14 protein-coding genes and 1 pseudogene are annotated in these 14,490 nt (G+C 51.9%); 5 read left to right on the forward strand and 10 right to left on the reverse strand.

Features of this window, described 5'->3' with window-relative positions:
- Positions 1-34 precede the first annotated feature (34 nt).
- Positions 35-1,177: an amidohydrolase gene (locus NQH49_RS21205; protein WP_256698716.1), complete on the reverse strand. Its 1,143-nt coding sequence runs from the start codon at positions 1,175-1,177 to the stop codon at positions 35-37.
- A gap of 42 nt (positions 1,178-1,219) precedes the next feature.
- Positions 1,220-1,645: a polysaccharide deacetylase family protein gene (locus tag NQH49_RS21210; protein WP_256698717.1), complete on the reverse strand. Its 426-nt coding sequence runs from the start codon at positions 1,643-1,645 to the stop codon at positions 1,220-1,222.
- A gap of 214 nt (positions 1,646-1,859) precedes the next feature.
- Between NQH49_RS21210 and NQH49_RS23540 the strand changes: the two are divergent.
- Both NQH49_RS23540 and NQH49_RS21215 read left to right on the forward strand, forming a co-directional pair.
- Positions 1,860-2,048: pseudogene (locus NQH49_RS23540) on the forward strand (LuxR C-terminal-related transcriptional regulator); the annotation flags it as partial.
- Positions 2,049-2,277: 229 nt separating this feature from the next.
- Positions 2,278-3,270 (forward strand): sugar phosphate isomerase/epimerase family protein, encoded by a 993-nt coding sequence (locus NQH49_RS21215; protein WP_179452610.1) that lies wholly within the window; start codon positions 2,278-2,280, stop codon positions 3,268-3,270.
- Positions 3,271-3,292: 22 nt separating this feature from the next.
- On the opposite strand, the gene NQH49_RS21220 is transcribed toward NQH49_RS21215, so the two are convergent.
- Entirely contained in the window at positions 3,293-4,297 is a 1,005-nt protein-coding gene (locus tag NQH49_RS21220) for a LacI family DNA-binding transcriptional regulator (protein ID WP_256698718.1), read from the reverse strand.
- Positions 4,298-4,607: 310 nt separating this feature from the next.
- Between NQH49_RS21220 and NQH49_RS21225 the strand changes: the two genes are divergently transcribed.
- Positions 4,608-5,531: a substrate-binding domain-containing protein gene (locus tag NQH49_RS21225; protein WP_256698719.1), complete on the forward strand. Its 924-nt coding sequence runs from the start codon at positions 4,608-4,610 to the stop codon at positions 5,529-5,531.
- Here the strand turns inward: NQH49_RS21225 and NQH49_RS23545 are convergent.
- Entirely contained in the window at positions 5,509-5,718 is a 210-nt protein-coding gene (locus tag NQH49_RS23545; RefSeq protein WP_372340044.1) for a hypothetical protein, read from the reverse strand. The genes NQH49_RS21225 and NQH49_RS23545 overlap by 23 nt on opposite strands.
- 359 nt (positions 5,719-6,077) lie before the next feature.
- Here NQH49_RS23545 and NQH49_RS21235 point away from each other — a divergent pair, with 359 nt between their 5' ends.
- Positions 6,078-6,917: a glycosyltransferase family 17 protein gene (locus NQH49_RS21235; RefSeq protein ID WP_256698720.1), complete on the forward strand. Its 840-nt coding sequence runs from the start codon at positions 6,078-6,080 to the stop codon at positions 6,915-6,917.
- A 140-nt stretch (positions 6,918-7,057) separates the two neighbouring features.
- Positions 7,058-8,161, forward strand: coding sequence for an NADH:flavin oxidoreductase/NADH oxidase (locus NQH49_RS21240; protein ID WP_256698721.1), 1,104 nt, complete (start codon positions 7,058-7,060; stop codon positions 8,159-8,161).
- Between the two features lie 72 nt (positions 8,162-8,233).
- Here the strand turns inward: NQH49_RS21240 and NQH49_RS21245 are convergent, their stop codons facing one another.
- From NQH49_RS21245 to otnC, 6 genes are all read right to left on the reverse strand, one after another.
- Positions 8,234-9,886 carry a GMC family oxidoreductase gene (locus NQH49_RS21245; protein ID WP_256698722.1) on the reverse strand — a complete coding sequence of 551 codons (1,653 nt, stop codon included), beginning with the start codon at positions 9,884-9,886 and terminating at the stop codon, positions 8,234-8,236.
- Positions 9,883-10,401 (reverse strand): sugar dehydrogenase complex small subunit, encoded by a 519-nt coding sequence (locus tag NQH49_RS21250; RefSeq protein WP_256698723.1) that lies wholly within the window; start codon positions 10,399-10,401, stop codon positions 9,883-9,885. The genes NQH49_RS21245 and NQH49_RS21250 overlap by 4 nt, the downstream gene beginning before the upstream one ends.
- Positions 10,391-11,800 carry a c-type cytochrome gene (locus tag NQH49_RS21255; RefSeq protein ID WP_256698724.1) on the reverse strand — a complete coding sequence of 470 codons (1,410 nt, stop codon included), beginning with the start codon at positions 11,798-11,800 and terminating at the stop codon, positions 10,391-10,393. Before NQH49_RS21255 ends, NQH49_RS21250 begins: the two co-directional genes overlap by 11 nt.
- Positions 11,801-11,915: 115 nt before the next feature.
- On the reverse strand, positions 11,916-12,623 hold the full coding sequence (locus NQH49_RS21260; protein ID WP_256698725.1) for a hypothetical protein: 708 nt from the start codon (positions 12,621-12,623) through the stop codon (positions 11,916-11,918).
- A gap of 42 nt (positions 12,624-12,665) precedes the next feature.
- Complete coding sequence (locus NQH49_RS21265) at positions 12,666-13,814, reverse strand: lactonase family protein (protein WP_256698726.1); 1,149 nt, start codon at positions 13,812-13,814, stop codon at positions 12,666-12,668.
- A gap of 35 nt (positions 13,815-13,849) precedes the next feature.
- Complete coding sequence (otnC, locus tag NQH49_RS21270) at positions 13,850-14,488, reverse strand: 3-oxo-tetronate 4-phosphate decarboxylase (RefSeq protein WP_256698727.1); 639 nt, start codon at positions 14,486-14,488, stop codon at positions 13,850-13,852.
- Between the last annotated feature and the right edge of the window lie 2 nt (positions 14,489-14,490).

Below are 14,490 nucleotides of genomic sequence, written 5' to 3' on the forward strand. Positions count from 1 at the left end.
TACCCGTCAGCGGCGATCAGTTTGCCGCCTTTGATCACCTTACGTCGCGCGGCAACTCCACCAGCGCTTCCACCATGCTACGGCCGGGAATCAACACCAAATCGGCGCGATTGCCGGGCTGCAAACCATAATTGTCCAGCGTCATCACGCGGGCACCGCCAAAGGTAATGGTGTGCGCCGCGCGCATAATCTGGCGATCCTGACGCCAGCGATAGCGCAGCCCCATGGTGACGGCGCGTTGCAACATATCGCCGCTGCCGTAAGGGCTCCAGGTATCGCGCACGCCGTCATTACCGGCGCAAAATGCCACGCCCGCGTCGGTGAGCAATTCATGAGGCGGAACCGCGATATCCGCCGGCGCGGTTGTTGCAACCGACATTCCCAGCTCCGCCATCTCTTCGGCAAACTGTTGTTGGCGCGCCGGTTCGACCATGCCGAGACAGAAGCCGTGGCTGAGCGTGACGCGATTATGCATCTGATAACGGCGGGTAAAATCAATCAGCAACTCAAGGCTAAACGCGCCCAGTTCACCGCGTTCGTGCAGATGAATATCCACTTTTTTGCCGTGACGAACCGCCAGCTCGAAGATGATCTGCAGATGGCGTACCGGATCTTTATCGTATGAACAGGGATCTAAACCGCCCACTAGCTCGGCGCCCATTTGCAGCGCGCGATCCAACAGCACTTCAGTGCCGGGACTTTGCAAAATGCCGCTTTGCGGAAACGCCACAATTTCAATTTCCACCTGATCGGCCAGCCGACGCCGTGTTTCCAGCACGCCTTCCAGATTCGCCAGGCCGATTTCGTTATCAATATCGACATGGGTGCGAATAAATGAGGTGCCTGATGCGATGGCGCGACGCGTGATACGTTCTGACTGCACCTGCGGATCGGGCTGCTGCTTGCGGCGATAATCGCGTTCATTGGCGATGATCGCCGCCAGATTGCGTGGCACTTCGTTGCGATACCAGTCGCGTCCCAGCAAGGTTTTGTCGAGATGAGCGTGGCCATCCACTAAGCCAGGAAATGCCTGCATGCCGCTGGCATCGATGACTTTTGCGCCTGCGGGCATCGGCAAATTATGCCCACGCGTCGCGATAACGCCATTTTCGAGCAACAGGTCTACGCGCTGATTCTCATCAAACGTCATGACATGTTGAATTAACACACTTTCCATCGGCGATCTCCTATTCGGTGAGTCGCTGCTGGCAGCGGGCGATCAGCGCAAACTCATTTCACGGCTCAGTTCGCCCTGACGCTGCGAGTTGGTATGACCGTGGCCGACCAGTTCACTGCCGGGCAGGCTTACCCAGCGATCGAGCAGCTGCGGGCAATAATCGATGATGGCGGTGTTGGCAATAACCGCTGGCGGAATACCCAGTTCGGCAAACAGATCGGCCAGATACCAGCCGCCGACCCGATTGCCGTAGTCGCGCCACGCATAGTTCAGTACGTCGAGACGATTCGCCCCTTGCGACAGCTTCGCGCCTTCCGGCAAGCCAAACGCGAAATGCTCCAGATTCATGGCGATATACAGCGCCAGACCTTTACCTTTTGGCCACACGGGCAATACCTGATGTTCGATTGAGCTGTAGGCGTAACGCTGATGGCTGGCGATATCCCACATAACCTGCGGCGATGACATAACGGCCTACTGATTGAACACACATCTTGCGATGTCAGGAGTAAAGCAAGGGATATGCCACTCTAACTTTATTGCTAGCAATATTTCTTAACGCGAGGAATTGGTGGGTTTTTCATCGAAAATTTCTTTGGGTTGAGACTTGCGGGATCAAGTACGTAGCAAAAAGAGTAAAAGGTGAGCTGTTGGTGTTCGCCGCACCAAACAAACCCTTTCACCGCGTGAATTTGGTTTATTGCGCATGTTGGGGCAAACCAGCAATCTCACCGACATTGGGCACAAGCTACATCTCAGTTGTAAAACCATTAGCCATCACCGGCAAAGTATTATTCGCAAACTTAACTGCGCCAATAATAAAGAGTTATTCAGCCGGTTAAGCCGAATGGGTTATCAGGCAAAGATGTAAAACGTAGGGTCGCCATTCATGGCGACCGATTCACAAGCATTACGCCACCAACCTTGTACAAACCTGGTCGCCATGAATGGCGACCCTACGGTTTAAGTGATTTTGTGTGATTGTGGTTGCATTTTCTCCACTGATTGCTGGTTAAGTGCGCACATCGAGGTGCAGAATGGAATATATAATCCAATGTGAATATATATTCACAAATGCAATCATCTGAGGAGAAGGTCGAATGAGTTCCTACACGTATCCGAAATTCGGTGCCGGCTTGTGGCACTTTGCCAACTATATCGATCGCTACGCCGTAGATGGTTACGGACCGGCGCTCAGTACGCTTGATCAGATTAAACTCGCTGGCAGCGTCGAGGATCTTTCCTACGTTGATGTGCCCTATCCCTTCACTGAAGGCGTCACGGTCGCGCAGGTGAAACAAGCGCTGGCCGATGCCGGATTGAAAGCCATCGGCGTCACGCCAGAAATTTACCTGCGTCGCTTCTCACGCGGTGCCTTTACCAATCCGGACGCTGCCATTCGCAAACAGGCGTTTGATTTGATGCATGAAGCCGCCACCGTGGTGCGTGAGTTGGGCGCTAACTACGTGAAAGTCTGGCCAGGTCAGGACGGTTGGGATTATCCGTTCCAGGTCGATCATAAAAACTTGTGGAAGATGGCGGTGGATGGCATGCGCGAACTGGCGAGCGCCAATCCTGACGTTAAATTTGCGATTGAGTACAAACCGCGTGAACCGCGCGTGAAAATGACCTGGGATTCGGCGGCGCGTACGCTGCTTGGCATCGAGGACATTGGCCTCGATAATGTCGGCGTATTGCTCGATTTCGGTCATGCGCTGTTTGCTGGGGAGTCGCCGGCGGATTCCGCCCAGCTGATTATCGATCGCGGCCGCCTGTTTGGTATGGACGTCAACGACAACCTGCGCGGTTGGGATGACGATCTGGTGGTCGGCACCGTGCACATGACCGAGATTTTCGAATTCTTCTATGTACTGAAGATCAACAACTGGGACGGCGTATGGCAACTCGATCAGTTCCCGTTCCGCGAAGATCATGTCGAAGCTGCAAATCTGTCGATCCGCTTCCTCAAACATATTTATCGCGCGCTGGATAAGCTGGATATCGCCGCCTTGCAGGAAGCACAGCGCGAGCAAAACCCACTAAAAGCGCAAAGAATTATTCAGAATGCGCTGCTGACCAGCATCGAGCAGTAATTTTACGCCGTAGGGTCGCCATTCATGGCGACCGCAAATGCGAACGGCGCACACGCATTTCACCGTGGCGCCAACGCTCATCAGCACCCTCGCGACCATCAATCAAGCGGTTCAACGCTTCGGCGATCAGCAGATCTATCCGCTGACTAAAGGTGGTGAGCTGGCAGCCTGGCGCGCTGGCTTCTTCGATATCATCAAATCCCACCACCGCAATCTTGGGCATATTTGGCGCGGCGCGCATTGCTTCCATCGCACCGAGCGCCAGCACATCGTTTTCACAGAACAGCGCATCAATCACAGGCGCGTCCGGCTGTTGCAGGTAATCACTCATCGCCTGCCAGCTACGCGCGCGATCGTAACAGCCCGCTTTTAGCAGTACATTAATCTGGCATCCCGCTTGTTGCAGCGTAACTTCAAATCCCTCTTTGCGCAGTAGATGAGACGTCGGTGTATCCGGACCTTGCATAAAGCCAAAACGTTGCGCGCCCTGCGCCAGCAAAAGTTCGGCGATTTGTTTCCCTGCGGCATAACCATCAATCGCCACCACATCAATGCCCTGCGCATGCGTATTGCGACACAGCTGCACCAGCGGAATGTTATACATGTCCTCCACCAGCGTAATCAGCTGCGCCGATAGCACCGTGCCGAGAAACAGAACGCCGTCGATCTGCAATTGATCCGCCTGCGTCATCACCGATCGATACGGTTCGCCATCGGTGATGTTGAGGATCAGCGCCATGTAACCACGCCGTTGCAGCTGCTGCGTGGCTTCATTGAGGATCATCAGCGTATGCGGATTCTTTAGCTCGTCGATCACCACGCCAATGATATGCGTCCTCTTCTTCACCAGGCTGCGCGCCAGCAAATTGGGGCGATATCCCAGCTCTTTAGCGATGCGCATCACCTTCTCGCGTGCCTTCTCGGAAATCGAAGCGCCGGGCATAAAAGCACGCGATACCGTCCATTTCGACACGCCCGCAAGAATGGCCACATCGCTGGCCGTGGCCTTTTTCACTGTTCTCGTCATCGGCTCCCTTCCGCTAATTGCCTGGCAAAAAGTGAGCATAGAGCGATTCCTCACGTTAGCAAGAGGCGACTTTCGCAAACTTTGCACCCGGTTGCATTTCTATTATGCACTCGGGTGCAAATCGTGATGATTTTGTGATCGTGGTGATGAAATCAATTTTTGCTGCGTTGACTATTTTTCAACCGTACTTGAGAGTGAAGACAGAACATCACGTTGCCCTTATGAACATGATGTCAATCAGCGGCAGCAATCTGGCCAACTTTGCACCCGGATGCAAAATAAAACAAACCTCCCCTACAGAGATAAAAAAATGAAATTATTCAAGGTAGTAATGCTTATCTGCTGTTTGCTCAGTGTGTTCACTGCCCAAGCGAAAACCTACATGGTTGGCGTCGCTTTGGCTAACCTCGATCTCAATTTCGTTTCCATCCTGCGTAGTCAGATGGAGAAGCAGCTCAAAGACAAAGGGCTCAACAGCCAGTTTGCCGATGCCAAAGGTGATGTGTCCCTGCAAATTCAGCAGGTGGATGATTTCATCAATCAGGGTGCGGACGCGATCATCATCAACCCGGTGGATACGCAAGGCGTGATGCCAGTAATCGCCGCCGCGCAGAAAGCCAATATCCCGTTGATCTTCGTCAACCGTAAACCCGAAGTGAAATTGACCGGCAAAATGGCCTATGTCGGTTCTGATTCTGCGTTAAGCGGCAAGATGGAGATCGAAGCGTTAGCCAAGCGTCTGGATAACAAAGGCAATATCGCCATTCTGATGGGTGCCCTTTCCACTGAGGAAGCGCGTCAGCGTACCAAAGCGGTTGAAGATTATGTTAAGGATCATCCTGGTCTGAAAGTGATCCAGAAACAGAGCGCCAACTGGCAGCGCAACGAAGCGGTCGATAAAACTTTGTCATGGTTGCAGGATGGTAACGATATCAATGCCATCATCGCCAACAACGATGAAATGGCGATCGGGGCAATTATGGCGCTCGATCAGCTGAAGAAAAGCAATGTGTTAGTCGCCGGTATCGATGGCACGCCAGATGGTTTGCAGTTTATTAAGAACGGCAAAATGGCGGTAACGATTTTCCAGGATGCGAAAGGTCAGGCAACCGGCGCAGTCGATGTGGCTTACGACATGCTGAGCGGTAAAAAGACCGAAGCCTACAACTGGGTGCCTTATCAAACGGTGACTAAAGAAAATTATCAGGAATTCACCAGTAAGAATCAGAAGTAACACCGCTTTGTAGATACCGTCTTGCCAGTACCTGGCAAGACATATTGTTCAGTTCGGCCTGGCCGAAGCGCTTAATGCGGGCAGGGTTTTCAACGCTGACGTCATAGCCTTCATCGTGCAGGAAGGTGGCCAGCGGCTCGCTGTACGCGCCATGCAGATATGGCAGTCGCCGAACGGCTCCAGCCATCTCACCCGCAACTTCCCGATGATCAGTCGGGGATCATAGCACCCGGAGGAGAATGATCGAGATATAAGGGTCGCCATTCATGGGTAATGCCGATCGGTTAAGCCCAAAATAGTGGGCATAAAGTAATTTCCTTCGTTGAAAAGGTGATGGCACGCTGGCAACGTGCAGCGCATGCGTTGGCTGTGCGCACCGGTAGTGACACAGCCTGCGGATGGCGACCGGTGACGTTTTTATCGACATAAATGAAAACAGGGAGTTGTTTTTTTTATCAGTTATTAGCATTAATTGATAAATATATGACAGAATACTTACAATCAGAGGTGGGCAAATGAACCCAGAATAGCTTAAGCGGAATCGCTATGATTTATGATTGCTTTTTATACTATGACGAAGATATGTTACTCGACATTCGGTTACATACTTTGAATGACGTCGTCGACTACTTCGTGATTGTTGAATCCACACATACTTTCACCGGTAAGCCGCGAAATTTGCATTTCAATGTGAATAAATTCGCTAAATTTAAGCATAAGATTATTTATGTCGTTTATGACGAGCCGCCCTTTTTCACAAATAATGTCGTCAATGCATGGAAGAACGAAGCCCATACACGAAATGCCATCATGAGAGGTTTAGAATCCGCCAATGACGACGATATTATTATCGTTTCCGACGTTGATGAAATACCCAATCCCAAGGTTATAGTAAAAATTAATAAACGCAGACTTTGCACCTCGCTGCACATGAATTTCTACAATTATCAGTTCAATCTGCAGGTTTTCAATACTAATGGCGTTCCGCGCGTGTGTTCATTGCCCCGGGCGGCATCACTTAAAAATCTTAAAGGTTTCTTTGCCGGTAAACCAGAAGATTTCCGAAATATAAAAAAAAGCCCAATTAAATCCAGCTTTATGAAATGGACGCTCTTCAAGCTACGTAATAAAAATATTACATCTGCAGGCTGGCATTTTTCATGGATTATGCGACCAGAGCGGATATCGGAAAAAATGTCTTCTATTTCGCACACGGAATATGACTTACCACAATTCAACAATAGCGATCATATTATTGATGCACTGAAAAATGGCAAAGATATTTGGGGCCGTGACAGAAAAATGTGCAAACAAGAACTTACTGCCGAACATTTCCCCGATTATTTGGTTAAGAATCAGACAAGATTTAGCGAATTTATTCTGTAGTCATTGCCCTGAGGTTTTCACCTGTGGGGCACATTCCGCTTAACTTACTTTTTGCTACAACATTCAAACTCATAGCCCTCTGCAAAATGCGCTTTTGGCCCTAAGCTTAAAGCCATTCAGCCAATGATGATGAGGTTTCAATGAGTTTACTGTTTAGTGCGACGCAACTGGGTAAGTTAACGCTCGATAATCGCATCGTGATCGCGCCGATGTGCCAATACTCCGCTGAGAATGGCAAAGCCAGCGCCTGGCACCGCATTCATCTCGGGCAACTGGCGCTTTCCGGCGCCGGTTTGCTGATCATTGAGGCGACTGCTGTCGAAGCGGCCGGACGTATTTCTCCCGGTGATTTAGGCTTGTGGGACGATGCAACGGAAGCGGCGCTGGCCAGCGTTCTGCAGGATATCCGTCAATATTCTGACATTCCATTTGGTATTCAACTCGGTCACGCCGGACGTAAAGCGTCCTGCGCCGCGCCGTGGCTCGGTGGCAATCAGCTATCACTGGAACAAGGCGGCTGGCAAACCGTCGCGCCTTCTGCGCAAGCCTTTAATCCTGAAGATCGCGCGCCGGTGGCGCTGACGAAACAGGATCTTGAGCGCCTGAAACAAGCCTTCGTTGATAGCGCGCAGCGTGCCGCCAAACGCGGTATCCAGTTAATTGAACTGCACGCCGCACACGGTTATTTGCTGCATCAGTTCCTGTCACCGCTGAGTAACCAGCGTGAGGATGAATACGGCGGTTCGCTGGAGAATCGTCTGCGCTTCCCGCTGGAAGTGTTCCATGCGGTGCGAAGCGCCCTGCCGGACTCGGTGGCGGTTGGCGTGCGCCTTTCGGCAACGGATTGGGTTGAAGGTGGCTGGGATGTTGAGCAGTCGATTGTATTTAGCCAGCAGCTTGAAGCGGCGGGCAGCGATTACGTGCACGTTTCCAGCGGCGGCCTGTCACCGCAGCAGAAAATTACGGTTGGCCCCGGCTATCAATTGCCTTTTGCCCGCGACATCCGCAAACAAGTGAAGATTCCGGTGATTGGCGTTGGCTTGATTACGGAACCGAAGCAGGCAGAACAGGCCTTGCAGGGAGGTGATGCGGATTTGATCGCGCTGGCGCGCGCGGTGCTTTACGACCCGCGCTGGCCGTGGCATGCCGCGGCGGAATTGGGTGCGCAGGCCAAAGCGCCGCCGCAGTATCTGCGTTCCGAGCCGCACGGCCTGAAAGGCACGCTGATTTCCAATAAAAAGTGATAGTTTGACCCGGTGCGCATCAATGCGCACCGGTTGAACGTAGGGTCGCCATTTATGGCGACCGATTCTCACTTAACCTGCTACTTCCGTCTTCATGGTCTGCAACATATGCTCAGCCAGGCGCAAGCTCAACGCAGCGCCGGTTAAGGTCGGGTTCATACAAGATGCTGACGGCATCACGCTGGTTCCGGCAATCCACATATTGGGATGATCATGCGTGCGGCAATCACGATTTACTACCGAATTATGCGGATCATCGCCCATAATGGTGGTGCCCATGATGTGCTGGCGATCCTGGAACTTAGTATCGATCGACAATATTTCCGCATTCAGTAGTTCTGCAAACTTGTGAAAATCTTTGAGCCCCGCTTCTTTTCCGGCATGCCAGTAATCCGTCACGCTGTAGTAAATCTCCGGCAACGGAATACCAATCGCATCTTTTTTCGTCTTGCTTGGCGTAACGCGGTTTTCCGCCAGCGGCAAGGTTTCAAAATCGATAGCAAAGTTCAGCGAGCGTGCCGACTGGCGCCGGATTTCAGCATCCAGTTTGGAGCCCAGCACACCTTTCTCAATCAGCGATGCAGCATAATCGGCGGTTGGCACCGTGTTACGCACTTTGATCTTGTAGCTGGGGAAATCCTTGCGGAATACGCCATCGCGGTTGTTCAGATACACCAGCAATTCGGTCGGCCCCTGACCTGGCCACACATCTTCCGACATCATCACGTTCATACTGATGCCGGTGTGGCCCATCAAATTGCGGCCAACCTGATCGGAAGAGTTTGCAATGCCGTTGGGATATTTCTCCGACGTCGACATCAACAGTAGCTTGGGCGATTCAATGCCGTAGGCCGCCAGTACAAAGTAGTCGGCGGTTAAATGGTGCTCGGAACCATCCGGCTTTTTATACCAAATGCCGGTAATTTTGCCATCATCCGCTGCCTCTATACGGTACACCACCGCGTTATCCAGCAGTTTTGCTCCCAAACGCTCCGCTTCATCGATATGCATCGAGCCATCATATTTGGCGGCGATCGGGCAAACCGGATTGCAGTTATTATTGCCGCCACACATTGGGCGCTTGCCCCACGGCTTAGTCGCGCGACCGTTCGGTTCCAGCACCGGATTATAACCGCCTTTACCCAGCATCTCAGTTAGGCGATCAAACAGATAACTGGTTGGCAAACCCGGCATCGGGAATGGTGTAGATCGCGGTGGCCAGGCTTTGCCACCCTGCCCACTTTCGTCTTGTCCATCGACGCCTGAAACGCCCAGCTCATGCTCGGCTTTGCCATACCACGCTTCCAGCTCTTCGTAGCCAAAGGGCCAGTCGCGGCCCCGACCATAAAGGGTGTTGAGTTTGAAATCGTTGGGGATCATACGCCACAGTGCAGAGCCAAAGTGCCAGGTTGTACCACCGACAACGCGCAGGTATTTGGTGGGATATTTAACCGGCCCAACCTGCTGCAAATAGTCACCGTAGGTGGACGGAATATGTGGCGGATTGGGATAAGGCGAACCCACGCCCTGTAATTTGATATTGGTTAACGACATCTTGAACGGGGAATTACGGAAACGTTCGACGATTTCCTGACGAGAAACTCGCGGGCCCGCCTCAAGGATGATCACCGATTTACCCGCTTTTGCCATCTGGCAGGCGATCAACCCGCCCATCACGCCCGAGCCAATGATGATCACATCGGCATCGACTTTTTGTGCACTCATGCGCCTTCTCCTGTGGTTGCCACTTTGCCATCTTGCGTTACTGCCCAGTAGAACGGCCCGCCGCCATAGGTTGGGACCACCAGAATATCTTTGGTGGGCAGGTACATCATCGCATCGGCATAAGCAATCAACTCCAGATCGCTGCCGTCGCCGACAACGCCGGTGTACCACGCTGAAATGATGCGTTTTGCCGTTTTCCAGTCAGGATTATCTGCACCAAATGCGGCAAGGAAATCGTCGACATGGGCAAAATTATGCTGCTGCAACACTGCCTGCAGGCTGCTGAGCTGGTGCGTGAATTCGGCATTATGGCGATTCAAGGCATCGTAGTAGCGCTGTCCCAGCATCGGGCCGACCGGGCGACTGACCAAAAACTGCGAAACGGTCAGAAAACCATTTTCAGCCATCTGATCTGCAGCCAGCGCGCGCGCCGGGAACAGGGAATTACACATCGCGCCGAGTGACAAAATGCCCATGCCTTGCAACAAACGACGTCGGGAAAGGTTATGCGCCATGTTTTTTCCCCTTACGCGAAATTGAAACCAGCAGCACCAGTAAAATAATGATAACTACCGCGCCACCGCCCCACACAGCAGGCTGCGCCAGGCGAGCAATCAGTGGGCGCTTGCCGCCTTCACGCACGGTTTTAACCTGTTCAGGCGTTACGTTCAGCTGAGCATTACCAAAGTTTTTCAGCACGTAGTTGCTGACGTCGGAAATTTGCTGGTCGCTTAATCGATCGGTAAATAACCCATCCGGGCCAAAAGCGGGCATGACGACATCTTTTCCATCAACCTGACGATGTACGCCGTAGACAATAGTGGCAATGAGGTTATCGGCCTGCGGTGCGCCGGTGGCGGTGTTGTGGAACAGCGAAGGATAGAAGTGATTGCCCGCACCATCCGCCTGATGGCAGTTAGCGCAAGAACTGGCGTAAACCTGCCAGCCCGCATCGGGATTTTTAACCGCTCGCAGCGCCGCTTCATCTGTTGCGGGTTTGCCAAGCACGTCGCGTGGCGAATGGGTGGCCTGAGTCACTGCGGGGATCTGCCGCAGATAAGCCACTATCGCATTGATATCGTCATCAGACAGATGCTGTAAGCTGTGCTCAACAGCTTCCGCCATCGGGCCTGCTGCCTGGGCTTTGCCTGCAACATGGCCCGTTTTGAGATATTGCGCGATTTGCGCATCGCTCCAGTTGCCAATGCCGGCTTGTTGATCGGGCGTGATATTCGGCGCGTACCAACTGCCCAGGCTGCCGCCGCTGAGAGCCTGACCGTTGTTTTGCCCCATCAGCGCGTTACGTGGCGTATGGCAGGTATCGCAGTGCGCCAATGCATTGACCAGATAATCACCGCGATTAACCACATCCGATTTATCTTTTGCCGGAATAAATGGCTTATTATCGGCAAACAGCATATTCCAGAAGAACATACTTGAACGAATATTAAACGGGAAAGGCAAATCCGTGGTGGGAGGTACATTATCGTCTGCTTTTACACCGTGCATAAAATAAACATACAGCGCGTGCATATCGGCATCAGAAATTTTTGCGTATGAGGTGTAAGGCATCGCCGGATAAAGATGCTGCCCCTGTTTATTAATGCCACTTCGCACGGCTTTAACAAAATCTTGTTCGCTATAATCGCCAATGCCGGCGGTTTTTGATGGCGTGATATTACTGGCAACAATATTCCCCAACGGCGAGGAGATAATATAGCCACCCGACATTTCCTTGCCCTGATTCGGTGCGGTGTGGCAAGCTCCACAGTCCGCAGCAATAGCCAGATACTTGCCTTTCGCAATAAGAGCCGCAGACTCAGCCGCATCTTCAGCGTGAGCTGAAAATGTGGCAGACATCAGAATGCTCAACGCGAAAGGCAGACAACACTGTCTCACCTTTCTTGCTTTCATTGTAATTGCTTCCGGTAAATAATTATTAGTATTGTAAAAACAATAATGCACTTCTGTGGCAACCCACAGAAGTGCACATTATCAGACAACGTCAATTCACAAAATACAAACAGTGCTATAACAATTCATAATCATTGAAGATGATATTTCCGCCACTTGCCGCCGTTATATCGACTTTACCTGGCTCGGTTAAAAAGGCATCGCCGGGATGTACCCAAACTTCTTTTACCCGATTGGTATGAGTTTGATCGGCAATCAGTACCCGCCCTTCAGTAAAGAACACGCGCACGCCAGGCCCATGTTGCGTATATTCGCCGGTACTGGCGCCAGGCTTCAGCGTGACCTTCCAGCCTCTCACTGTTTTCTTATCCAGCACCTGAGTAAATGCGGCATTATCAGGCCGCGAAGCGTTACCAAAATGTTGCGGGCCTGGGATGTTAATTTCGAACGCCACCTGATGATTGACGTTATTTCCGGTATTGGTGACCTTATCCGTATCTGATTTCCCTTGATGCTCACCGAATTTAACATTGCCACTTTTCATTTCGGTCATGTTTACCGGCTTGTCGGGATACTCTATTTTGACCGGGCTCCCTTCAATGTGCGTATTAACATAATCCAGATGCTGCTCATGAAATAGCGTCGATTGTCCGGGTTGAATTAATACGCGCATTACCGTGACGTATTTATTTTCCAGAATGACGTGGTGCAGTGGTTCCAGATCGGTGGCAACCCCTTTTTCAGCCGCTTGTGTCGGTAATCCTGCGCTTAACAGCGTCGAGCACAATAATGTGCTGAATAATCTTTTGCGAACAGTCGACATAAACACTCCTTTTTTTACGAATGAATTAAATAGAGCAGAAATTTACTCAACAATAGTGACCCAATTAGCGCCCTTGCCGGTGGGGACGCGCTCAATTAATGTCAGTTTGCCAGTGGTTTGATCTATGGAATAGAGCGAAATTTGTGTCGACTTCTGACCCGATTCAATTAAATAGCGCCCGGAATTATCAATAGCAAATCCACGCGGCTGAGCTTCTGTTGGCATGCTATTAATCAACGTCAATCGACCATCGCTCGGTGAAACATGAAATGCAGTAATATGACTGCTGGTGCGTTCGGTAGAATAAAGGAAACGTCCATTTGGCGTGATGTGAATATCGGCTTGCCATAAACGCGGTTTGGCGGATTTTGGCAAATCATCATCGCCGGTCAGTGGTCGCGCTTCACCACGCTGCATGTTGGCGGCAATGGCCGGATCGAGTGATGGTGTCGCTTCATGTTCCGTCAGGGTGCCATCTTTGTTCAACGTCAGGCGGGAAATGTTGCCGGCCATTTCGGTCAGCACATAGAGATTCTGCTCACCCTTCTCATCCCGCTGCGGTGCAAAGGTGAAATGACGCGGTCCGGTTGCCGCCTCACGTTGAATATTCATAAACGCTGGCGTGTTCGCCGTGACGGTTCCGCTGTGGCTATCAAAACGGTACTGCAGCAGTTGATCGGCACCCAGCAGCGGTACATAGAGAAACTGGTTGCTGGGATCGGTCTGAATCGAATGTGCACGCTTTCCGGTATGCACCACCTGCACCGGCGCACTCTCAACTTTGCCATCCGCGGCAATGCGATTGATGCTAAACAGATCGCCGCCGTAAGAAGATGAAAGCAGGAATTTCCCGCTCTTATCCAGCGCGACATACGCCATCGCCTCTGGCAGCGGCGTATCCGCAAAATGCTGCAGCGAGCCGTCAGGTTGAATATGCCAGGCCGAAACATGGTAAGGCTTACTGCGAACGGAGACGTAAAGTGTCTTGTTATCCTGCGATACCACCATCGGCATACTTTTCAGGCCGCTGGGGTATTCGCCAATCGGTTTCAGCTGGCGCTGCGCCTTTTGCAGCTCGTAGGCCGTCACCGTTCCGCTGTCGCCGTTGGATACGTAGACAAAAGATTTTTCCTGCGCCAATACCGTTGATGCAAAAAGCATCATGCCTGCGGCTATTACCGTCTTTTTCATCTTGGATCTCGTTTTTGTAGGGAACAATGCGGGTATTACCAGCGCGTATTAAAGTGTTCGCACAGCTCCAATACGGCTTGTTCTGGCAGCGCGGCGGGCTTATCCACGCAGTTCAGCCAAAGGCGCGCGGTTTCTTCCAGCTCTTCAAGGGCAAAGCTTACCGCTGAAACGGATTTTCCCCACATTACCGGGCCAAGTCTCTCCAGCATCACGCCACGCACGTCATTGGCCAGCTCAGCCACCTGCGCAGCCACATCGGCATGGCCTGGGCGGCGATAGTCGATTAACGGAATCCGCCCGACTTTCATCACCTGATACGGCGTCAGCGGCGGTAAAATGCTGTCGCGCTGCCACACACCCGCTAACGTCAGTTGCACCAGATGCGTGGAATGGGTGTGCACCACACCGTGCGCCTCCGGGTTGCGATCATAAATCTGGCGATGTAACAGTAATGTCTTCGATGGCTTGTCGCCCGAAACCCATTCATCGGCGCGATTAACCTTGGCAATCCGGCCGGGCTCCAGATGTCCGAGACAAGCATCAGTTGGCGTAATCAGCCAGCCATCTTCCAGGCGAGCGCTAATGTTTCCCGCGGTACCGGTGGTATAGCCGCGGTTAAACAGATCGGCTCCCACCTGACAAATCTCTTCTCGTAAGGACTGTTCGTTTTGCATGC

Origin of the sequence: Pantoea trifolii (assembly GCF_024506435.1) — a bacterium.
In the GTDB taxonomy this organism is placed as follows: domain Bacteria; phylum Pseudomonadota; class Gammaproteobacteria; order Enterobacterales; family Enterobacteriaceae; genus Pantoea; species Pantoea trifolii.